The sequence below is a fragment of the Paenibacillus azoreducens genome (genome assembly GCF_021654775.1).
Lineage (GTDB): Bacteria > Bacillota > Bacilli > Paenibacillales > Paenibacillaceae > Paenibacillus_AQ > Paenibacillus_AQ azoreducens.
The window spans coordinates 7,250,090-7,272,750 of sequence record NZ_AP025343.1 but is presented as its reverse complement, the minus strand read 5'-3'; the positions used below and the strand labels follow the sequence as shown (position 1 = coordinate 7,272,750).

At 47.2% G+C, this 22,661-nt stretch carries 20 protein-coding genes and 1 tRNA gene; 2 read left to right on the top strand and 19 right to left on the bottom strand.

The annotated features are described in order from the left end of the window. Positions 1-41: 41 nt before the first annotated feature. The 10 genes from L6442_RS32605 to rpsF all read right to left on the bottom strand — a co-directional run bounded on the left by L6442_RS32605 (position 42) and on the right by rpsF (position 14,514). Entirely contained in the window at positions 42-3,146 is a 3,105-nt protein-coding gene (locus L6442_RS32605) for an alpha-mannosidase (RefSeq protein WP_212980474.1), read from the bottom strand. Then, positions 3,146-5,449 (bottom strand): glycoside hydrolase family 3 N-terminal domain-containing protein, encoded by a 2,304-nt coding sequence (locus L6442_RS32600; RefSeq protein ID WP_212980473.1) that lies wholly within the window; start codon positions 5,447-5,449, stop codon positions 3,146-3,148. Before L6442_RS32600 ends, L6442_RS32605 begins: the two co-directional genes overlap by 1 nt. A 35-nt stretch (positions 5,450-5,484) precedes the next feature. Then, positions 5,485-6,402: a carbohydrate ABC transporter permease gene (locus L6442_RS32595; protein WP_212980472.1), complete on the bottom strand. Its 918-nt coding sequence runs from the start codon at positions 6,400-6,402 to the stop codon at positions 5,485-5,487. A gap of 22 nt (positions 6,403-6,424) precedes the next feature. After that, entirely contained in the window at positions 6,425-7,354 is a 930-nt protein-coding gene (locus L6442_RS32590) for an ABC transporter permease (RefSeq protein WP_194231015.1), read from the bottom strand. A 181-nt stretch (positions 7,355-7,535) separates the two neighbouring features. Then, positions 7,536-9,023: an ABC transporter substrate-binding protein gene (locus tag L6442_RS32585; protein WP_212980471.1), complete on the bottom strand. Its 1,488-nt coding sequence runs from the start codon at positions 9,021-9,023 to the stop codon at positions 7,536-7,538. A gap of 340 nt (positions 9,024-9,363) precedes the next feature. Next, the gene (locus L6442_RS32580) at positions 9,364-10,887 is read right to left on the bottom strand and encodes a response regulator transcription factor (protein WP_212980470.1); all 1,524 of its coding nucleotides are present in this window, start codon (positions 10,885-10,887) and stop codon (positions 9,364-9,366) included. Further along, positions 10,880-12,715, bottom strand: a complete 1,836-nt coding sequence (locus L6442_RS32575; protein WP_212980469.1) for a sensor histidine kinase — start codon at positions 12,713-12,715, stop codon at positions 10,880-10,882. Before L6442_RS32575 ends, L6442_RS32580 begins: the two co-directional genes overlap by 8 nt. 686 nt (positions 12,716-13,401) lie before the next feature. Further along, positions 13,402-13,674: a 30S ribosomal protein S18 gene (rpsR, locus tag L6442_RS32570; protein WP_036710728.1), complete on the bottom strand. Its 273-nt coding sequence runs from the start codon at positions 13,672-13,674 to the stop codon at positions 13,402-13,404. Positions 13,675-13,696: 22 nt separating this feature from the next. After that, positions 13,697-14,176 carry a single-stranded DNA-binding protein gene (ssb, locus tag L6442_RS32565; RefSeq protein WP_194230901.1) on the bottom strand — a complete coding sequence of 160 codons (480 nt, stop codon included), beginning with the start codon at positions 14,174-14,176 and terminating at the stop codon, positions 13,697-13,699. Between the two features lie 53 nt (positions 14,177-14,229). Next, positions 14,230-14,514, bottom strand: a complete 285-nt coding sequence (gene rpsF / locus L6442_RS32560) for a 30S ribosomal protein S6 (protein WP_194230900.1) — start codon at positions 14,512-14,514, stop codon at positions 14,230-14,232. A 206-nt stretch (positions 14,515-14,720) separates the two neighbouring features. On the opposite strand from rpsF, the gene L6442_RS32555 reads away from it, so the two are divergent. Further along, positions 14,721-14,915, top strand: coding sequence for a YjzC family protein (locus L6442_RS32555; RefSeq protein WP_194230899.1), 195 nt, complete (start codon positions 14,721-14,723; stop codon positions 14,913-14,915). A 539-nt stretch (positions 14,916-15,454) separates the two neighbouring features. Here the strand turns inward: L6442_RS32555 and L6442_RS32550 are convergent. The 4 genes from L6442_RS32550 to L6442_RS32535 all read right to left on the bottom strand — a co-directional run bounded on the left by L6442_RS32550 (position 15,455) and on the right by L6442_RS32535 (position 17,007). Continuing rightward, positions 15,455-15,545, bottom strand: a tRNA-Ser gene (locus L6442_RS32550). Between the two features lie 56 nt (positions 15,546-15,601). Beyond that, positions 15,602-15,820 (bottom strand): DUF951 domain-containing protein, encoded by a 219-nt coding sequence (locus L6442_RS32545; protein ID WP_212980468.1) that lies wholly within the window; start codon positions 15,818-15,820, stop codon positions 15,602-15,604. 17 nt (positions 15,821-15,837) lie between these two features. Beyond that, positions 15,838-16,752 carry a mechanosensitive ion channel family protein gene (locus tag L6442_RS32540; RefSeq protein WP_212980467.1) on the bottom strand — a complete coding sequence of 305 codons (915 nt, stop codon included), beginning with the start codon at positions 16,750-16,752 and terminating at the stop codon, positions 15,838-15,840. 9 nt (positions 16,753-16,761) lie between these two features. Then, the gene (locus L6442_RS32535) at positions 16,762-17,007 is read right to left on the bottom strand and encodes a putative Se/S carrier protein (protein ID WP_212980466.1); all 246 of its coding nucleotides are present in this window, start codon (positions 17,005-17,007) and stop codon (positions 16,762-16,764) included. 109 nt (positions 17,008-17,116) lie between these two features. Between L6442_RS32535 and yyaC the strand changes: the two genes are divergently transcribed. Beyond that, positions 17,117-17,722, top strand: coding sequence for a spore protease YyaC (yyaC, locus tag L6442_RS32530; protein ID WP_194230895.1), 606 nt, complete (start codon positions 17,117-17,119; stop codon positions 17,720-17,722). Here the strand turns inward: yyaC and L6442_RS32525 are convergent. The 5 genes from L6442_RS32525 to noc all read right to left on the bottom strand — a co-directional run bounded on the left by L6442_RS32525 (position 17,697) and on the right by noc (position 22,567). Further along, a complete protein-coding gene (locus L6442_RS32525) occupies positions 17,697-18,197 on the bottom strand; it encodes a DUF4446 family protein (protein ID WP_212980465.1) in 501 nt (166 codons plus the stop codon). The two genes, yyaC and L6442_RS32525, sit on opposite strands and share 26 nt — an antisense overlap. An 88-nt stretch (positions 18,198-18,285) precedes the next feature. Further along, the gene (locus tag L6442_RS32520; RefSeq protein WP_212980464.1) at positions 18,286-19,440 is read right to left on the bottom strand and encodes an aminotransferase class V-fold PLP-dependent enzyme; all 1,155 of its coding nucleotides are present in this window, start codon (positions 19,438-19,440) and stop codon (positions 18,286-18,288) included. A gap of 342 nt (positions 19,441-19,782) precedes the next feature. Further along, the gene (locus L6442_RS32515) at positions 19,783-20,625 is read right to left on the bottom strand and encodes a ParB/RepB/Spo0J family partition protein (RefSeq protein WP_194230892.1); all 843 of its coding nucleotides are present in this window, start codon (positions 20,623-20,625) and stop codon (positions 19,783-19,785) included. Continuing rightward, on the bottom strand, positions 20,618-21,379 hold the full coding sequence (locus L6442_RS32510) for a ParA family protein (protein ID WP_194230891.1): 762 nt from the start codon (positions 21,377-21,379) through the stop codon (positions 20,618-20,620). The genes L6442_RS32515 and L6442_RS32510 overlap by 8 nt, the downstream gene beginning before the upstream one ends. 372 nt (positions 21,380-21,751) lie before the next feature. Next, positions 21,752-22,567 carry a nucleoid occlusion protein gene (noc, locus tag L6442_RS32505; protein WP_194230890.1) on the bottom strand — a complete coding sequence of 272 codons (816 nt, stop codon included), beginning with the start codon at positions 22,565-22,567 and terminating at the stop codon, positions 21,752-21,754. Positions 22,568-22,661: the final 94 nt, after the last annotated feature.

Sequence of the window (22,661 nt, the reverse complement as noted above, 5' to 3'; positions counted from 1 at the left end):
TCGTATTCATATACAAACATGTCATTTCCCGCACCAAAAATCTATAATTCGGCCTGCCGGAGAAGGATCGTTTTAATCTCGTACGGAGCGAATGACAGCATCAACCGGCCTTCTTCCGGTTGCAGCTTCTGCACCGGATCCTCAAGCGCATTCGAAAGATATGCGTCTTGGAAAGCATACGGCCATTGTAGTTCTACTTGCTCCCGGCCGCCGGAAGATTCATAGAAACGCAGGATCATTCCTTTTCCGTCTTCCGCCGGTTTTACCGTATCAAGCACGACATGTCGGCTATCGAGGGATATCAGCGATTGCACCGCCGGGCGCGTTCCCGGTTGGCCCGTCTCTAACGGCAGCACAGGCATCTCATGGTTCAATTCGGCCGCATAACGGACCGTATGGGCATTTCTCCAGTCACCTTGATGCGGAAGCAGGGAATACGTAAAGTCATGCTCGCCAATATCGGCTGTCGTATCCGGCCATTTTGGCGCTCGCAGCAAGGATAAACGGATCGTGCTGCCCTGTACGTCATAGCCGTATTTGCAGTCGTTCAGCAGGCTGACGCCATAACCATGCTCGGATACATCCGCAAAGCGGTGCCCGCATACCTCGTACTGTGCCTGCTCCCAGCTCGTGTTCCGGTGCGTGGCGCGTTCCAGAGACCCAAACGGAATTTCGAAGGTTGCCTTTTCCGTCACCACGTCGATCGGGAACCCTACTTTCAGGAGCTTATGTGCTTCATGCCAGCTGACATGCGTTTCAAAATCGATCCGCGGATCATGATGATAAAAAATCATATCCTGCGTAATTTCGGATTGGCCGATCCGCCAGCGGAAACGGAGCACATCCTTGGTGCGGCCGGAAAGAATCAGCCGTTTCTCAAGCAGCTCTGCTTCCCCTGCCGGCTGCTGTTCATATCGGTCGTCGATGTCCCATGCATCCCACAGGGTCGGACGGTCATGGAAAAAGTGGAATCGGTTGGCCCGCTCACCATGTTTTACGATCTCTCGACCGGCCGTTTTGTCGAACAGGCTTGCGATTTCGCCCCGTTCATTGAAACGGACAACGTAATAGGCGGTTTCCCACGTATTCTCGAATGCCGCAGCATCTTGCGTTTTTGGAATGGCGCCCTCTTCGGGAACTGCCTTCAACCATACAGTTCTATAACCGAATGCCGGAACTTCCGGAACATAGACGGAAAGGCCTCCATTCACCCGATCCGATTCAAGCTTCGAGCCATGTTCATCATAAGCCGCCAAATCGCTCTCTTCCGTTTCGATGCGAATCGTGGCGCTGCGGCTCCAGCCCAGGCTGTTGAACACGGCATATGGTATTCCCTCATGGCGGGTCGTGTCGATCGCGGCCGCGATCGCCTCCAGTCCTTTCCGAAGACCCATTTCGCCTTTGCTAAAGATCTCTTTGTATTCTTTCTCAGAAGTATGGTATGTTTCGGTGATCGCAGATCCGGGAATGATATCGTGGAACTGGTTTAACAGTATCAGCTTCCAGCCTTCATGCAGCTGCTGCAGCGCATCTTCCCGCTTCGAAGCATCCATGTCCGGCCGTGCCAGCGAATTCCATATCTCCGCTTCCCGGTACAATACTTCTGCTTTACGGTTATTTCGTTTGTTGCGAGCATGGGTCGTATAGGTGCCCCGGTGCAGTTCCAGATACAGGTCGCCCCGCCAATTTGGCAGCACCGGATCTGCTTCGGCAATTTGCTCAAAAAACTGCGAAGCTGTGCTGTAGCGGCTTGCGGGTTGTCCAACCATCAGTTCGGATCGGTCGACGTATTCCAGCATTTCGCGGGTCACGCCGCCCCCGCCATCCCCATGCCCGTAGAGCAGCATCTGCTCGTTATGTCTGGATTTTTCACGGTAAGACTGCCAATGGTCATGAATATCCTTCGGAAGCGTGTTTTCATTCACGCCATGATTCAGATAAGACAAAATCGGCGTTCCATCGATCCCCACCCAGCGGAACAAATCGTACGGGAACAAGTTCGTGTCGTTCCAGCCCAGCTTGGTCGTCATGAAATATTCCACTTTGCCGTGTTTTAATATTTGCGGCAGCGAAGCGCAATACCCGAACGTATCGGGCAGCCATTCGATATTCGACGTTTTTCCGAACTCCTTCAAATAAAAGCGCTGTCCATACAGCATCTGCCGGATCAGGGACTCTCCGCTCGGAAGGTTCAGGTCCGGTTCAACCCACATGCCGCCGACAAGCTCCCACCGTCCTTCTGCAACGCGCGCCTTCACCCGCTCAAACAGCTCGGGGTCGTTGTCCTTCAAAAAAGCAAACAGGAGCGGCTGGCTTTGCGCATACCGGAACTCCGGGTATTCGGCCATCAGCCTGTCGATGGTCGAAAACGTTCTACTTGCCTTCCGCACCGTTTCCCGCACAGGCCACAGCCAGGCAATATCGATATGCGATTGGCCGATCATATGCTCCAGTCCTTCGGCGTTCCCCCCGATTTCACGGACTTCCTGGCTTAACCTAGCTTCGATTTGTTTAATCTCGCTGCCTTCTCGGATCGAAGCCTGATCCAGATTCACGAATCGGTCCATGGCCCTGTACAGCGCTTCCATTAGCCGCACCCGGCGGAAATCCTCCTGCGGGAGCAGCGCGATGGAATCGCGAACGACCGTTACGGTATACATCAAACTTTGCACGGCGAAATTCGGCTTTACGAATTGGCTTGTGATTGAAGTGATCGGCGGATTGATGACGGCCTGTTGATTTAGTGGATCCACAGGCTCAGGCACAGGATCAAACAACTCGATCTCCAGCTCCGGGGATTCGCCGATAACTCTTGGATCCAGCGTAACATATGTGTGGTTGCGGTCAAGTCCTTGAAAAGAAGTCCCGTTAACGCGCAGCAAGCCCTCCCCGCCCGAATTGAACACAAGGCCAAATGGCTCTTGCGTCCATTCGGCCGGTAATTGCAGCTTGGTTTTGAAAAAATAGGTAGTTCCCTGCACACTCGGAAATGGGTTTAATGCCAACCCTTCCGGATAAGATGCCTCATTCTCGTATTCACCAGGCAGCTTATAATAAGAACGCGTAATATCCCAGAGACCGTAATCCATTTGCTCCAGCCACTGGTTTTCCGAAAGTTCACGAATAAAACGTCTGATCCGTTCCATTATTCTTCCTCCTGTACAATCAAAGACGTACTAAGCGTATCGTTCACGTTTCTTCCGATATGAATGTGGAATAATCCCGGCTCTACGACAGGTTTCAGGTCCCGTCCAATGTATTGCAGCTGCTCTTTTCCTATTTCAAAGGAAACCGTCTTGGTTTCTCCCGGATCTAGTTCCACCTTGGCGAACCCTTTCAGTTCCAACTGCGGCCGGCTAACTTTGCTGACAGCATCCGAAATGTAAAGCTGTACAACTTCCGCACCGGCCATATTTCCAGTGTTGGTTACATCCACCGACACGACCGCCGATTCGTCTGCGGCAATGGAATCCTTGGTTATCGTGAGGCGGTCATAGTTATACGTCGTGTAACTGAGTCCATATCCAAAAGGATAACGCGCTTTGGAGTCTTCCTCCAAATACCGCTTTCCGCGCGACCGCTTGCCGTTGTAATACACGGGAAGCTGTCCAACATGCTTCGGAATGGATACAGTCAGCCGGCCGGATGGATTGATGTCTCCAAACAAAATCCCAGCCACGGCATGTCCCCCCTCCTGCCCGGGGTACCACGCTTCCAAAATCGCGTCGGCATGTTCGTCAATCCATGGTTCTGCTATAGGGCGACCGTTAATGTAAACGACGATTAAGCGTTTGCCCAGCTTATGAATTTCCTGCATCAACTCGAGCTGCACGCCAGCAAGCCCCAATGTCATGCGGTCGATACCTTCGCCGCAGTCCATATCGTTCCAGGAGTTGTCCGAAACCTTGGAAGCCCCTGTTCTGAGGTCGATGGTCCCTTCACCGAAATCACGGGCGCTGGAGCCGCCGACTACCATGACGACGGTGTCTGCCTGCGATGCACAGGCGAGCGCGTATTCAAATCCTTCGCGGTCATCGCCTTTAATTCGACACCCCGGTGCGTACAGCACGCGCTCGGACTCCTCCGCTAACCTTGCCCGAATTCCCTTCAAAACCGTTGCTACTTTTTCCGGCGGCTGCGGCGACGTATAATCGCCTAATTGATTATACCCGGAGTCCGCATTTGGTCCGATGACCGCAATCTTGCCGCTGCGTTCATCAAGCGGCAAAACGCCGTCTTCGTTTTTGAGAAGCACGATGCCTTCCTCTGCCAGCTTACGCGCCAACCCGACGTGGCCATCGCAGCCAATGACGCGCTCGGCCCGATCCGAATCCACATAGGGATTTTCGAATAAACCAAGTTTGAATTTCAGGGTCAGCACATGGCGCACCGCCCGGTCCAGCACTTCGATATCCAGCCGTCCTTGGTTTAAAGCCTCAAGCAAATAACGTCCAAACATTTCGCCGGACATTTCCATATCGATTCCCGCTTCGATCGCTTGTACGGATGCGTCAAGGCCATCTTCCGCGACGTCATGTCCGGCAGCCAGCATATTGATCGCCCCGCAATCGGTGATCACCATGCCGTCGAATCCCCACTGTTTCCGCAACACTTCGTTCAACAGTTCGGTATTTACTGTGCATGGCACTCCATCAATCTCGTTATAAGCAGGCATAATCGAAGCCGCACCGGCTTCGACGGCCTTCTTGAATGGATACAGATCCACTTCCAGCAGTTCACGCCAGCCCATATGCACCGGACCGGCATTTCGTCCTCCCTCGGAGCTGCCATAACCAACAAAATGCTTCAGCGTTGCCGCTACGCTGCTGTCGCTGTTCAGGTTTTCCCCTTGAAGGCCATGCACTGCAGCGGCGGCAAACTCGCCGATCAGGTACGGGTCTTCCGCAAAGCACTCCTCCGTCCGTCCCCAACGCGGGTCGCGAACGACATCAAGCACCGGCGAATAAGTTACCGCTCCGCCCTGGGCGCGGGTTTCCTTCGCTACGGCCTGGCACATTTCGCGGTATAAATCCACGTTCCAGGTGCTGCCAAGCAGCAGCGGAACCGGGAATACCGTGCCGTCGATCGCCATATGCCCATGCGAGCATTCTTCCCCGATCAGAATCGGAATGCCGAGACGCGAATGTTCCACCGCGTAACGCTGAATTTGATTGACGGCCTCTGCCCCTTCTCTTGCAGAAAGGCCGTTTTCCAGTGTGACACCGGTCCATGGATCGGCGCGCAGGACCCCGTAGAGGGATCCGATGCCGCCGTTTTCCACCTGCTGTTTAAAAGTTTCCTTCAATGTCACGACGCCATTTTTATAATCATAGGTTTGCCAGCCGAACGGTTGTACCAGCTGACCCACCTTTTCTTCCACGGTCATCATGCCCAGCAAGTGCTCGGCCCTTTCCTCGGCGGATCTCGTCTTGTCCTTGTAAAGCAACATCTCGACTTCTCCCCTGTCCGTTTATAATGATGTTGTTATTCTTTTACGGCACCTACTGTCAAACCTTGAACAAAATAACGTTGGAAGAACGGATATGCAAAAATAATCGGCAGTGTCGCCAGAACTACCATCGCCATCCGGGAAGTATCCTGCGGAATGGATTGCAGCGCCGCCATACTGATGGAGCTGTTAGCCGAATTTTGCTGAATAAACTGGATGCTGGATTCAATCCGCATCAGCATGGATTGCAGCGGTACCAGGCTCGGATTCTCAATGTAGAGCAGGGCGTTAAACCAGTCGTTCCAGTAACCGAGCGTGCTGAACAACCCGATCGTTGCCAGGCCCGGCAGAGACAACGGCAGCACGATTCGGAGAAAAATATAAAAATCGCCTGCTCCGTCGATCCGTCCCGATTCGATAATCGCCTCAGGAACGCTGGTGCTGTAAAACGTCCGAAGAATCATGATATAGAAGGCGTTCATGGCCAGCGGCAAAATAAGCGCCCAAAGTGTATCTTTAAGACCAAGCAGCTGCGATACGACCATATATGTTGGAATCATACCGCCATTGAACAACATAGTCAAAATGGCAAACACGGAGAAAAATCTGCGGTAGCGGAAACTTTTCCGTGAAATGGCATAAGCGTAAAGCGAAATCATAATCAAGCTGACAATGGTACCCACGACGGTGACCAGAATCGTTACGCCGTAGGAACGAAGGAGCGTATCCCCGCTTTGAAATACGAACCGATAGGCTTCCAAACTCCATTTTGCCGGGAACAGCCGGTAGCCGTCCGTCGCCAATGTTTTTTCATCCGTCAAAGAGATAATGACGACGAATAAAAAAGGAAACACGCATATGAAAGAAAATAAGCCCGCGATGATGTTGAGAACAACGTTCGACCCCCGCGACACATTATGAAAATCCCGTTTTTTTCTGGTGAGCTCCGCCATAATTGACACTCCTTTCAACTTTTTAGAACAGGGCGCTGTCTTTGTCGATTTTCCGTACGACAAAGTTGGACACGATAACAAGCACAAAGCCAACCACTGATTGATAGAGTCCAGCAGCGGTACTCATGCCGATTTCGCCTGTTGTTTTCAGACCGCGGTAAACGTAAGTGTCGATAACGTTCGTCACCGAATAAAGCGTACCCGAATCTCTTGGAACCTGATAGAACAGACCAAAGTCAGCGTAGAAAATCCGGCCCACCGCAAGCAGCGTCATGATAATGATAATCGGCGAAAGCATCGGAAGCGTTATGCTGCGGACTTGCTGCCATTTGCTGGCGCCATCGATCATCGCCGCTTCGTAGAGGGATTTGTCGATACCCATAATCGAAGCCAAATATACGACACTGTTATAACCGATCGATTTCCACAGACTGACGAATATCAAGATATAAGGCCAATATTTAGGATCGGAATACCACTGAACCGGCTCCATCCCGAACCACCCCAGAATCTGGTTAAACATCCCGCGGTCCATGCTCAAGAAGCTGAACGCAAAATATCCGACGATAACCCAGGAAAGGAAATACGGAAGGAACATACCGGTTTGATAAACTTTAGCCATCGTTTTGTTGACCAGTTGGGACAGCAAAATCGCCATGGCTACCGAAAGGACCAGTCCGATAAAAATAAACGCAAGGTTGTATAGTAACGTGTTCCGCGTAATGACATAGGCATCGTTTGTGCTGAACAGGAACTTGAAATTGTCCCAGCCTACCCACTTACTTTTGGCAATACTGGCCCAGAATCCTTCGCGACTAAAACGGTACTGCTTGAAAGCCACGATGGTGCCTACGAGCGGCAGATAGGAAAAGAAGAAAAACCAAATGGCGCCTGGCAGCACCATGAACAGCATGACTTTATTCTTTAAAAGATTTTTAAAAAATGCACCCATCATGTTCCCTCCTGACAATAGGTTATGAAAAATTAAAATAACCCCACAAAGTGACGTGTCGACTTCGAAGCTTATTCCGATTACTTTGCAGGGCCCTCCGGAACTTTATAATCTTACATATCGAAAAGGGATCGGGCGCAAAAATCACCCGCCCGATCCCCTTCTATTTCTTTTAAAATTGTTACTTGTTGTTCTCAGCTTTCCAGGCGTCGAGCTGAGTTTGGGCTTCAGCAATGACCTTGTCCAGACCAGCTTGCTTGAATGCAGCGATTGCTTTTGGAAGATAGCTTTCAGGGTCTACGGTACCAGTCATCAGGGATGCCCAGAACTGCTCTTTCACGTTTTGAATTGCCGCCATTTCAGTAGCAACTTTCGTGCTGTCAAAGTTAAAGCTCAGGATTGGCGAATTTTTGCCCGATTCGTTAAATTTCTTGAATTGCTCCCATTTGTCGTCCGGGTCGCCAGGATTCAAGTTAAGGAGCATATTGTTGCCCAAGGAATACGAAGGCATATCATAGTTTTTGGATTCCGGAAGGTTTTCCATATGCTTGTCGTCAGTTTTCTTGTAGTGGACGCCTTCAATACCGCTGTCAACCATGTTGCGGAGCACAGGGTCCGTATTCAACAGGTTCAGGAATTCCATTGCTTTTTCCGGATGTTCGGAGTTTGCTGAAATCGCCATGATCGAACCTTGCACGGAAGTGTTCGTAACAATCGGATCGCCTGCAGGTGTCGAGAACACAGGGTATCCATAGCTTGCAGACCAAGCATTATCAGCCAGCGGCTGAGTTTGGGCACGGTCCATGAACCACTTGCCGGATGTCATCAGGTCGTTCGTGGAACCGGTCGTTGCTGCTTCAGGCGCAATATAACCTGCTTGATAATATTTGTGCATCGTAGTCAGGGCTTGCTTCATTTCAGGCGTTTCCAAAATGTTTACGATCTTATAATCTGTAGTATCAAGCTTTACTGCCATCGGCAGATTCTGAATCACATAATCATATGGAACATATGGAACGTAGTTTTTATCCATTGCAAACGGCGTTACGTTTGGCTCTTTTTCCTTGATTGTTTTCAAAAGCGGCTCGATGCTTTCCAGCGACTTTACATTCGCTGTGTCCAATTTGTATTTATCAACCAGGTTTTTGTTGAAGCGCCATACTTCCTGCTGAGGAAGCTCTTTGTTGGCAGGAATGCCGTAGTTATGCCCGTCAACCTTGGAACCTTCCAGGAATGCAGGGTTGATCGTGTCTTTAATGCCTTTACCGTATTTATCAAGGAGATCGTCGAGTTCCATGAACGCGCCTTTTCTTGCGTTTTGCACGTAATCGAATCCGCCCGCCGATGTAAACATGATATCCATTGGTTCGCCGGATGCTACGTTAACCTGCATCTTTTGTTGATAATCGCCCCAATCGATCATTTTCATCGTAACCGTGGCATTGATTTTCTCCTGGGTATATTTGCTGACTTCAGCCATAACCTTGTCTACGTCTTTTTGAGGCGTTCCGATCGTGTACCAGATCAGATTAACCGGCTTGTCTGATCCGCCGGACTTGGAATCGCTTCCTTTCGCGTCGTCGCTTCCGCTTCCGCAGGCACTGAGAACAACCGTCAAGGCTGTCAACATAGCCAGTGCGAATGAGAATCTCTTTTTAGTCTTACTCATTTGTAGTCCTCCCTTTTGAAGTACTTTCATATGTTTTGCCTATCATGTAAATTGGCTTCAAGCCAGATTCTTTCTATTTACTCCGGCTTGTCTCTACTAACTAAGTTAACCTTACCGGATGTAAGCAGTTTCAAAAAGAAGATAAACTTAATAAATCAGGGTACAAATTAAAGAAATGATCATATGGTCTGGTTATATTTTCAAATTAAAGTAAAACGTTTTCTTTTTTTGCTTGCGTTGCATCTTTTTATATTGCGACAAGCCAACAAAAAATACCCTGAAATCATAACGTCTTTCGCTTCAAAAGACCATTATGACCCAGAGTATCCGACATGCCGGATTAACCCAAACTTTTAAAATCGGTTGGAGAAATGCCGACGTATTTCCTGAATTGCTTGTAAAAATATCCGGTTTCCCAATATCCTACATTCCTTGCGATTTCATGCACTTTCAAATTCGTATTTTTTAATTGTTCCTTTGCTTTTTCAATCCGGTATTTGTTGATATACTCTGCAAACGAGTCACCGGTTTCTTTATGAAACAGCTGCCCCAAATAGACGGGATGAATATGGTATTGCGCGCCAAGCGTCTTCAGCGATAGCTCATCCGCATAGTGTTCGTGAATATGGGCAAGAACCTGGTTAACGACCGGATTTTTCACATCCTGCAGCAGCGATTCGACCGTCGCCTTGGCAACTTCCTGAAGGGAGTGAACCAAATGATCAAAGGTGTCGCTGCTGCGCACGTTGCCGAGCCCTTTTTTGAAGATATCGGATTCATCGGTATGTTTAATTTGCTCAAGTTCCATCTTGAACCGGATAACGAGCTCCAAAGCGGCGTTGCGCAGATCCTCCGGCCGGATGCCGTCCAGCTTCTGCAGCTGCTCAAAATCATCTTTGATTTTGTGCGTCAGACCTTCGTTATCCCTCGCTAAAATAAGCTTGGCATATTCCTCCCATTGGAACGGCAGTTCAATGCGGCTCGTCTTCCCCTTCTCTTCAAGCAGTTTATAATCAATGATCAAACGATCCGGCAGCACCATAAAATACTCCAAAGCCTGTTTGGCTTCCTTATAGCTCGCCGCAGCTTCTTCCCGAGGCTGAACAACGCTGCCCACCCCAATTTGGGCGGGTTCGTTTAATCGGATCAACTCATACGAAAGCCGCTCAAGCAGATCTAAAAATCTCTTTTTCCCCTCGGTCCAATGCCGGAGATTGCCGATCAACACCAAGTCCCCGTCCCGGTCGCGGAATGATGTGACTTCCCTCTCCTCCTGAAGCAGAGCCCCGAGGCGATTTAATCCGTCGGCGGTCTTCCCTACGGATCTCACAATGGCAACCACAAAATACGGATTTTCAAAATCAAGTTCAAGCAATTCCATCCGTTCCCGAAATTCGCTTGCCTCAATTTGCCCCGTCAACCAGCGATAAAGCGTGTTATCCTTTAAAATTTGCACGTCAAACGCGCTGTACAGCTCGCCGGAGCTAATGCTGTTCATTTTCTCGACGGTATTGCGGAGCGTAGATTCCAGCTCTTCCACGTTGATTGGCTTGAGTAAATAATTTTCGATCCCCAGCTTCATGCCTTCCTTTAAATAATCAAATTCATTAAATCCGCTAAGGATGATTACCTTTAACTCCGGGTGGAGCTTCCGTGCTTCTGCGATCAGCGTGAGGCCGTTCATCACCGGCATGGAAATATCGCTAATCAGCAAATCCACGGGTGTTGTGGCTAATGCATCAAGCGCCTGCCTCCCATTTTCCGCATATCCGACAATCTCCAGACCAAAAGACGACCAGTCCAAAATATCGTATAATCCCTCTATAATAAATGGTTCATCATCAACAATAAATACTTTATACATGTTCGGCATCCGTTCCTTCCCGGCTTGGATAACGGACGATAATTACCGTCCCCTCTCCAGGCCGACTTTGAATCTCGATTCCATAAGCGGACCCGTACAGAAAACGAAGACGGCTGTGAACACTTCGCAGTCCAAACATGTGACCGGTCTCTTCCGGCTTCTCCAGCTCTTCGCGTATTTCCTTCAGGCGCTGAGGATCAATCCCTTTGCCATTGTCGGCGATCACGGCGATTAATATACCGTCTTCCTCCCTTATTTGAATGGATAGATGGTTATCGAACCGCTCTTTTTGTATGCCATGAATAATATAATTTTCTATGATCGGTTGAAGCGAAAGTTTCATGACCGCTCTGCCGGCAAGCGCCGGATCATAATGAATCGTGTAACTGAACTTTTCCTTATAGCGAATTCGGAATAATTCAAGATACAGACGGCAGGCTTCCAATTCATCTTTAAGCGTGTAGTTTTTCTTCTGCTGGACCAGACTTTTAAACAGCACGGATAAACTGTAAATCATCTCGCCAACGTCCTTAGCCCCCTGCGAGATCGCTCTCATGCGGATTACCTCAAGCGTATTGTATAAAAAATGAGGATTAATCCGGGCCTGAAGCGCTACCAACTCCGTTTGCTTTTGCTTGATTTCCGCTTTGTATACCCGTTCAATGTACAAATTCAGCTCATCCAGCATATCATTAAAACTTCGCGATATTTGTCCCAGCTCATCCTCGCGCGGATCGTCGATTCTGGCTGTGAGATCGCCGTTTTTCACCTTGCGGGTAAACCGGATAATCCGGTTGGTCCGCTTGGCAAAATTAGCGACAAATAAAGCAGGGAAAAGGATGGCAAACAGAATACAGATGGCGCTGATCGTAATGATCGCTTGGCGCGTGCCTGCGTAACTTGACGCAATTTCATTTTTAGGAACCGCCCCAATGACGACATATCCGCCTTCCGTGGAAATCAGCTTGTTTATATACATGTCCTTCCCGCTTTCCGTTAGTCCCGCATGAGGATCATCAAAAAAAGAATCGGAAATGTCCACGTAAGGATATTTTTTGCCATAATATTTCCCTTCGGAGTCAAAAATCACGTTTCCCGCTGCCGAAAGAACAACGATACTGCCTTTATAGCTATTTTTATAGGTGGCGAGAGCCTTTGAAATCTTGTTTGAGTCCAAATAAACCAAAAACTGACCGGAATTTTTCAACAGCTTGTTATTAATGGGAATCCGGACAGCATATAAGGCTCGATCCCACTGTCCCGCCGCTTTGCGAACCCAATAGTTCGGCGCCGATATGCCTTTGGATTCCATCGCCATCACTTCTGGAATAAAGGAATTCGCAACATTGGTGGACAATTGTTTAAACTGTTTATTGGGCATGAACATGGATAAATATTGACGCTCCGAGCTGTACAACATAATATTGCGGATATCGCTGTTTTCATCCATTGCATTTTGAAAATATTGAAGCACATCCGTTGCATAAGCGTTGGATTCATTCGTAAACTGGTCCATTCGGTGCTGCACATATTCGTTATATGGATGTTCCATCAAAAAAGTGATATTGGAAAACAGCGTCTCGTTGCGGTACATATCCCTTGCGAGATTCTCAACGGATTCATACCGGCTGTCAATATACTGGCTTACGCTTTCCATAGCGGCTCTTTGGTTAGTGACCTCTTTATTTATAATCGATTGCGATAAGGAGGAGAACATTAAGTACGATAATATTACAATCGTCAAAATTGCAATAAAAGTGAAGATCAACAGAATCCTCATGAACATATTGTTCTTAATGTAGTTCCTGTATATTCTTCCAATGGCCATGCAGCTAACCCTCCTGAAGTCGTTCCTCCATAAATAACTGATTTAATTCTCAATTTTAATTATATCATATCGCTGCAGTTCCTCTCGCTGTACCATTACATGCCTCTTCTTCCAAAACAAAAAAATCGTTCTATATAAGTTGAACCAATGATTATGAACGGATGGGGGCAGCCGGATGAAATGTTCTTTCGATCGCTGTTGCTCTCAGATTTCTTTGATTTGAACCTATCTATGGTAGAAATCCGCTCACAAAGGCGAACGCTTCCGCTTCTCCGTAAATCTTTCCTCCTCTTGCCTATCCCTTTTCATTTTCTTTAGTTCAACTTATATAGCCTAAGTCATTGCCCGGGAAATTGCATAATGGCAGGTACTTTGGGTAAAAACCTCTGTTCAACTTGGCCTAAATACAAATTAACACTTTAAATTATGAGAGGTAACCAATGCAGCTACGGATCGTTCTTCTGCGCTGGCCGCCACCAAATTTTCGCTTATACTTTTTACTTTAATCAGATAATATTATGACAACTATCTCATAACTCAACATTCAAATGGAATATGAACACGAGCATACTATAGAATGACTTAAGCTCCGTATAAAACCTATAAATTTTACAATCTTAGCAAAAACAAAAAGCCAGCACTCTGGTTTCCCAGAATACTGGCTTTCTTTTGCACCTACCCGGAAATTATTCCGTTGTGTAAGGCAGCAATGCGATTTGACGGGAGCGTTTGATAGCAATCGTCAACATGCGTTGGTATTTTGCGCTTGTGCCGGTTACACGGCGAGGCAAAATTTTTCCGCGTTCGCTAATAAATTTTTTGAGCAGATCCGTGTCTTTATAATCAATGTGAGTAATTTTATTCACAGTGAAGTAGCACACTTTACGACGTTTGTTGCGGCCGCCGCGGCGAGCCGGTCTTTTATCGTTGTCTCCGCCTTCTCTTTGTTTAAAAGCCATGCTGTTTCAGTCCTTTCCATAATTAAAATGGCAAATCATCATCCGAAATATCTATCGGTTTTCCGTCATCGAAAAAAGGATCTTGATTGGAATTGTTCCGGGAGTAATTGTTATTTTCGCGGTTTCCGCCTCCAAAAGAGGAGTCCTCACGCGGTCCTTGACCACCGCCGCTGCCGCCTTCGCGGTTCGATTCCAGGAAACGTACGTTATCGGCAATGACTTCGGTGACATATACGCGTCTACCTTCGTTATTTTCGTAATTCCGCACCTGGATGCGACCTTCAACAGCCGTCAAACGGCCTTTGCGCAAATAGTTTGCACAGGTCTCAGCAAGCTGTCTCCAAGTCACCACTGGAATAAAATCCGCTTCCCGCTCTCCGCCTTGCGACGTAAACGGTCTGTCTACAGCCAGCGTGAACTGCGTTACCGCAACCCCTGCGGGCGTGTAGCGAAGCTCAGGATCCTTGGTCAAACGGCCAATTAAAATTACACGGTTCAACAATCGATTCCCCTCCTTCGATCGAATGGATCATCACTTAAACCAAAAGCTTGAACTTAAGCAACGTCAAGAGTGATGAGATAACGAATGACTTCGTCAGAAATTTTCATGATACGCTCGAGTTCGGCAACAACTTCAGGAGTTGCAGTGAAGTTTACCAGAACAAAAGTACCATCACGGAATTTCTTGATCTCATACGCAAGACGGCGTTTACCCATCACTTCATGCTTCGTGATTTCTCCACCGTTGGAGATGATGCCTTGGAATCTTTCGACTGCAGCTTGAACAGCTTCTTGTTCAATGTCCGGACGAATAATGTACATCACTTCATATTTGCGCATTTCTTTCACCTCCTTATGGACTTCGGCCCCTGATCAAGGTCAGGAACAAGGAGCGAGTCTAAACTCGCACCATATTAATATATCAAATCATCTGTTCGAATGCAAGCCATGCTTCAATTGGCAAAAATAACGGCACACATGATTCCTTCCGATGTGTAAACACTACAAAGGCAGTCCATTTTTAATCGATAAGGAGGTTTATGCCGATGGGCGAAAAAACTGAATTCGAGCCTGGTGACAAGGCGCCGAACCCTGGGGTATATATGGAGGTCGGGGAAGCCAGCTTCCATACCGAAATCCAAAATCCGAAAATGATCACGTTGGAGCGCGGCGAAACCTTCCCGAAAACGACCAACAAGGACCGGAAGTGGAAAAAGAAAACCAAGGCCAAGGTTCACTAATTTTTTTGCGAAGCATGTATAATTACGTGCCGGAATGCAGATGATACAATCAGACGGTTACGAGAGAGGTGTGGTTCCGTTGGGCCTAAGCTGCGTAACAAATCACTGGAAGTGTGAAACAGCAAAACATTAGAGAAGCGGAGGGACGTGCCAAAGACATTTTGTCTGGAGCAATGTCGCATTGCTCCTTGGCTTAAACCAATGTTTCAAGAAATATGTTTGTTGTAGAACGAATTCCAAAATCCATGAAGTAATCGTCTGCCAAATGGGAGAACCTTCGGGTTCTCCTTTGGTTTTAAGAACAAATTTTACGCGAAAACGATCAGTAAAACTTGACCACTATATGATGATAATCTTATCTTTTTATCTTCCCATATCTTCGGCTGCCCTTCCCGCTTTGCTGCGAATTCTACTCGCCTGTTAGAAACGGGAATAATCCTCAGACATACTAAAAACGACCAAACCTTTGGCGATGACGGGGCCAAAGGTTTGGTCGTATTACGTTATTCTATGAAGTATATTTGATAAAAAAGGGAATGTGGCGGAAAGAGAGGGATTCGAACCCTCGCACGCCTTGCGACGCCTAACTGATTTCGAGTCAGCCCCCTTAGACCTCTTGGGTACCTTTCCGCAGCAAGATTTATTTTATCATACCAAAACCAAATTTGCAATACATTATTATAATATTACTTTCCATTTTCCTCTTCAATCGCTTCTTTGGAACGGAGCACTTTTTTCATGTTTTTTTCGAATTTGGCGCGTGGAATCAATACGCTATGTTGGCATTTGACGCATTTAATCCGGATATCCATCCCCATGCGGATAATTTCCATTTCATTGCTCCCGCAAGGATGATTTTTTTTCATTTGCACGATATCGCCCAATTGAAATACCTTTCGTTCCATGTTGATGCCTCCCCCTTCTATTCTTCGGTCGCTGCAAGCTCAGTCAGCGCTTGTTTCTCCCTTTCATCAAATTCCATGGCCTGCTTAATATTTTCCAGCATATTCCGTTCGACTTCCGCCCTTGTATTCGGTGCACATTGGGCTACGATCCGGATGACGAATTCGCTCGTACTCATGGATTGGATGCCAAGAACATCGGGAACAGCAATAATGTTTTCATTCTGCTCCTGAATCCCTGCCAGTGCCTGTTTAACCAAACCGACGACTTCTTCCAGCGAGCGTTCATTTTTTACCGGCAAATCGATCATGGCCAACGCATTTGAAAACGAATAGTTCGTTACGCTTGTGATCAATCCATTCGGCAAAATATGAGTCTCTCCATTCATGCTCACAATACGCGTAGAACGAAGCCCGATCACTTCCACCGTTCCTTTGTAGGTTCCCGTCTGAATGACATCCCCTACCGCAAATTGGTCCTCCAATATAATAAAGAACCCGGTAATGACATCCTTAACCAAACTTTGCGCGCCAAAACCGATGGCAAGTCCAAGCACTCCGGCTCCCGCCAGCAGCGGCCCGAGCTTGAAATTAAATTCGGATAGGATGAGCAGAACCATGACAAAGTTGCAGGTGACGGAGGTTACATTTTTCAAAAGCTCGCCGACTGTGGCAAATCTGCGTGGATTAACGTTAATCCGGCTCTGTTCATGGCGCGCGAGCGAGCGGTCTATAATTTTCGAAACTACCCGGATGACAATCCGGGTCACAATAAATAATACAATAATGCGGATACCGGAGAACAAAACATTTGTCCACATATCCACATCCGTCAGCCAATTCATAATCATATCACTAAACTTTACCGCTTTGTCCACAGCCCCATCCAGTTCTCCAGTTGCTGTTTCAAGCCAATATGGGTGCACCAATCTCATCTCCTATTTCTAGATGCTTATATATTTCTCCTTGTTGTTATAGTAGATTCCTCTGATTTCCACATTCTCCTGAACGATGATTTGCTGTACGGACGCAAGCTCCTCCTTTGGAAATTGAATGGATAAAGCACATCCTGCCGTAATCGTTTTGGGTGTAGGACAAAGATCGATTTCAATATCCGCATACTCCAAAAGCATCTCGGCCCGCAGCGCCTGCTGCGTCGAATCGAAGGCGATCAACATCCAATCATCCATATTTCACCGCCAGCCTTCCCCTCAAATAAATTGCTTGTCTCCAGGAAGTATAAAAACATGCATGCATCCATATACTAGTACTACCAATCGCATTTGAAAGGAAGATTCTATGACACAGCTGTCTCAACCTTCCAAGCAACAACAGCTTTCTTGCTTAAAAATACCACATACCGATCCCGAAATCCATTCCGCTATCATTCATCGGCTTTTGTTTTACTTATCCCAAGCTGAGGACAAGCAGCAGGTTATTATCGTCTGCATCGGCACCGACCGTTCTACCGGTGATTGCCTTGGACCTTTGGTCGGAACAGCCCTGGCCCGTTATAAAAGTCCATGGTATCACTTGTTCGGGACTTTGGATGAGCCTGTTCATGCCGTCAATCTGCAAGAGACGCTCTCCTCTATTTATACTCTGTACGATAACCCCTTTGTTATCGGTATTGATGCTTGTCTCGGGCAATCTTCCAGCGTCGGCTGTATTCAGGTCGCCAGCGGCCCGCTAAAACCCGGGGCAGGCGTACATAAAGAATTACCGCCGGTTGGCGATATCCATTTGACTGGTATCGTTAACGTCGGCGGCTTCATGGAATATTTCGTATTGCAAAACACTCGCTTAAGTCTGGTTATGCGTCTATCGGAGATTATTGCATCCACCCTTCAGGGAGCAATCCAGGAATGGAAAACACGTTCTACCCTTGTTGCCCGGCTAGACTGATCGCTTCTATTTCTTCCGGAGATAATGCATAGGTTGATTCGCCTGCCGCAAGCGGCTTGGCATATACATAGGAGCTGTCGCGGCTGTAAAGAGCTGAAATGACAACTCCATTTTTCTTTTCATCAACAATGGCGAATGAAAAGCTCAAATCGCTGCCCTGATCGCTGAACGCATTATAACGTTTGATGCCCACTTTTCCTTTGACCTGCTGCAGCTTCGTTAACAGCATTTCCTGGGCTTTGCGCTGCTGTTCTTGTTCATCTTCAATGGCATCCATTTGCACTTTCAAATCAACCAGCAGGGTCTCAAGGTTCTCTACTCCGCTGCCCTCCATCATCAAATCATATTTGCGGCGCATCTTGCGGAGCTTCGCTCCCTGAGTAATCGCCATCACGAGCAAGATCAAAATGAGGAGCATTACCCCGCCGATAAACCACTGCAGCTGTTCCATGATTAAACTATTCAAATCCGACATTGCTGTTCATTCCTTTTCCTCAATCTTGATCAAACACGCTTCAGTTCATTTTTCTTCAATCATTAAAAGACTTGTCCGATACAATCCCTTATGCCCTACCGCATATTTCCTTTACTGCTTCAATAAAAGCGTCTACCTCTACGGCTGTGGTATCCACGCCCACGCTCGCACGCACCGCACCTGTCCGAAGCGTCTCTGCGGCTTCATGCGCCAATGGTGTACAATGCATGCCTGCGCGTACGGCAATGCCATATTCCCTGTCCAAACGAAAAGCAAGCTCACTGGCATCCACCTTCGCCGAAATGAAAGAAGTTATTCCGGTTCTCGGTTGGCCTGCTTCTGGCCCTAAGAGCTGAAGACCCGGTATGCCCTGGATCCCATCCATCATTTGTTGTACCAATCCCCATTCATGCTGATAGATTCGTTTGGGGGTCCGCGCCAGCACCTGCTCGACACCAGCCTTTAAACCGGCAATGCCGATCGTGTTCGGCGTACCGGCCTCATATCGATCCGGGCGCACCAACGGCTGCTCCTTCTCCTCCGACTGACTTCCGGTTCCGCCATGCAGGAGTGGCTCCAATTCAATCGCCGGGGAGATATATAATCCGCCCGTCCCCTGAGGTCCAAGCAGCCCTTTATGTCCAGGAAAAGCCAGCAAATCGATATTCATCGCAGAGACATCGATATCCAGGCAACCTGCGCTCTGGGCCGCATCCACCAAAAATACCGCATTAAAGCGGCGGGCCAATTCCCCGATTTCTGTTATCGGCAGAATACTCCCGAGCAAATTGGAACTATGGCTGCATACAACCAATCTAGGGCGTCTCGATATAGCCGCCTTCATCCTAATCATATCCAGTTCTCCGCACTTATTCACCGGGATATATTCAACTTGAATACCTAAGACACGTTTCAGATATTCCAGCGGCCGTCTGACGGAATTATGTTCGATCATTGTCGCAACAACCGAATCCCCTTCACGAAGCAAGCCTTTAATGGCTAAATTTAACGCTTCCGTTGTATTATACGTAAAAATCAAGTCATTGGGGTTACGAATCTGAAACAAACGCGACAAAATTTTCCGGGTATCAAAGAGTACTCTGCTGGCTTGAACTGCCATGTAATGACTTCCACGTCCCGGGTTAGCTGCGGCCTCTACCATCGCATGCTGCATGGCTTGCATCACTTCGGGAGGCTTGGGCCAGGAAGTGGCTGCATGATCCAAGTAAATAAGCGACTTCACAATCTTCCCCCTTTCCGGTCAGACTGTTCCTTTAACATTCGAATTTCAATTAAGGTTTTGACAGCGCTCATAAAACAATCAATATCAATCGGCATCGCTCAGCGACCCATTTCAACTTGTTTCATAAATCATTGGTACTCCTTGGCGTTTTCCGATCAAGTTGGATTACAAAAAGCATCTCTGCCTAACTTACATTTGACACATTAGACAGGCTTTTTTTAGATGGGAATCTACTCCTCTACCTCTCAAGCTTTTCTCACCCTAAAAAAGAGAATGACATATCCTTTCCCCATATCAGGGAACAAACCGGACATGTCACCTCGCACTACCATAAGATTGCTCTTATTGTAAAAGCTCCAGCAGTCGTTCCAAATCCTGCTTGCTGTAATAATTCAGCTCGATTTTCCCCTTATCTTTGTTTTGTTTGATTTTCACAGTCGTTCTAAAGCGTTCACGCAATGATTCTTCCAAACTATCAATATAAGGATCGCGTTTTTTCGCTTTTGGCTTACTTTTATTTTCATCCGTCTTCCGATCCAGGTTTTTAACAGCTTCCTCCAAATCACGGACGCTCCACTCATTAGCCACGCACTGTTTGGCCAACTGCTTCATAAGCACAGGATCTTTTAATCCAACGATGGCACGGGCATGCCCCATAGATAATGTTCCACGTGAAACATAATCTTTAACTTCGTCAGGAAGCGAAAGCAAACGCAGGAAATTAGCAATATGCGATCTTGATTTTCCTACCTTAAGAGACAATTCCTCCTGCGTGAGCGAATACTGATCCATCAGTCCCTGATATGCAACCGCAACCTCCATCGCATTCAGGTTTTCACGCTGCAGATTCTCGATCAATGCTATTTCCATAACCTGTTGATCACTGAAGCTGCGGACAACCGCCGGAATTGTTGCCTTTCCGCAATATTGCGAAGCACGGAAGCGACGTTCACCAGCAATAATTTCATATCCCTTTAATACACTGCGGACAATGATCGGCTGAATGACGCCATGCTGACGAATGGACTCCGCCAGTTCCTGAATGGATTCCTCATTGAAATCTTTACGCGGTTGGTAGGGATTCGCACGAAGTTGGCTCAGCGGAATTTCCACAATTTTATCATCTTCGTTGATAGAAAGGGATGGAATTAAGGCATCAAGTCCTTTGCCCAACCGTTTACTCATAAGACATCACTTCCTTTGCCAACTCTAAATAAACTTCTGCACCTTTGGAACGCGGATCATAAGTCATGATTGTTTGACCATGGGAAGGCGCTTCGCTTAAACGGACATTCCGCGGGATAATCGTACGGTATACTTTTTCTTGAAAATATTTTTTGACTTCCTCAATGACCTGAATCCCGAGATTTGTGCGGGCATCCAACATAGTAAGCAACACACCCTCAATCTTCAGCGAGGTATTCAAATGCTTTTGGACCAAACGAACAGAGTTGAGCAGTTGGCTTAATCCTTCAAGCGCATAATATTCACATTGGATCGGAATAATTACCGAATCGGCGGCAGTCAAAGAGTTGATCGTCAAAATCCCTAAAGAAGGCGGACAATCAATCAAAATATAATCGTAATTCCCTTTTACGAGCTGCAGCGATTTTTTCAAACGAAGCTCCCGGGAAATGGTCGACACCAGTTCGATTTCCGCACCTGCCAATTGAATGGTAGCCGGAATAATATGCAATCCTTCGACCTGTGTCTCAAGAATCGCTTCCTTGGGATGAACTTCATTGATAATGACGTCATAGATGCAATTGGCTACATCGGCTTTGTTGATGCCAACGCCACTCGTGGTATTGCCTTGCGGATCAATGTCTACAAGCAGCACTCTTTTACCGAGCGAAGCCAGGCCTGCACCGAGATTGACGGAGGTTGTGGTTTTCCCGACCCCGCCCTTTTGATTTGCTATGGCAATGATTTTGGACACTCAAATTCACCTCATTGTGTATGAAAACTCTTCTTGTAGGTCACTGGATTGTATTACACAGCAAAACATTCGGCTGCATACATTCTGAAAGAAGAATCCAAGATGAGTCATTACTGACCGTCCGGTTTCATTCCTTCCAGGTACAAACTGAAAGCGGCTTCGCCCTGCACAAGTGCATTATCCCTATTAAAAGAGAAATCCTGAGCCCGGAACCACAAGCATCGGTTTTTCCACCATTTTCCTATCAATACGGCTTATACAGCAAAATGCAAACCGCCTCTTTCCCAGCTTAGCTCAGGGTTTATAGAGGCCGTTTGCTATCCTTCGGCTAAAAAAGCGGCCCGACAAGCCGCCTGCAGCCAAACCAATCTATTAACGTTTCGGAATTTGGATCACAATTTCATAATGATCTTCATGATCATTTTCCTTCGTTTTGATCGCCAATCCGGAATCAGACACCATATCAATCGATTGACGAATGGTATTTAAGGCCAAACGTACATCTTTGGTAAAAGAAATTCGTTTGGACTTTTTAATTTTCGATTTTTCTTTATAAAAAGCGACTCTCGCTTCGGTTTGTTTCACATTCAATTCCTTGGAAATAATCTCCGATAACAACTTCAGTTGAAGCTCCTCTGTCTCCAAAGACAAAAGCGCGCGGGCATGACGCTCCGTAATTTTACGCTCCATAAGCGCTGCTTTCACTTCTTCAGGCAAATGAAGCAAACGTATTTTATTCGCTATGGTCGACTGACTCTTGCCAAGGCGCTGCGCCAAACTTTCTTGTGTCAATTGATGGAGATCAATCAGCTTTTGGTAAGCGACAGCTTCTTCGATCGACGTCAGACCTTCCCGCTGCAGATTCTCGATTAACGCAATCGAAGCCGCCTGAGAGTCATTAAATTCGCGAACAATCGCGGGGATCGTATCCATGCCGAGTTTAGTTACAGCACGCCAGCGACGTTCTCCGGCAATGATTTCATATTTGGAATTGCGGACTCGAACAACAATAGGTTGGATAACGCCATGGGTTTTGATCGTTTGGCATAACTCATCAATCTTCTCGTCATCAAAAATCGTACGGGGTTGATAAGGGCTGCTGACAATCTCTCCCACCGGAACTTGTTTTACCTCATCATTATTGTTGCGCTCCGTCAAACCAAACAATTTAGAAAATTGTTCTTTCATTCCGTACACTACCACCTAATTTCGTAATAGCACTTTGGCAAAGCGCTTGGCCAGCATTGATATTGCATTTGACTGCTTGTTCATCTAAACCATG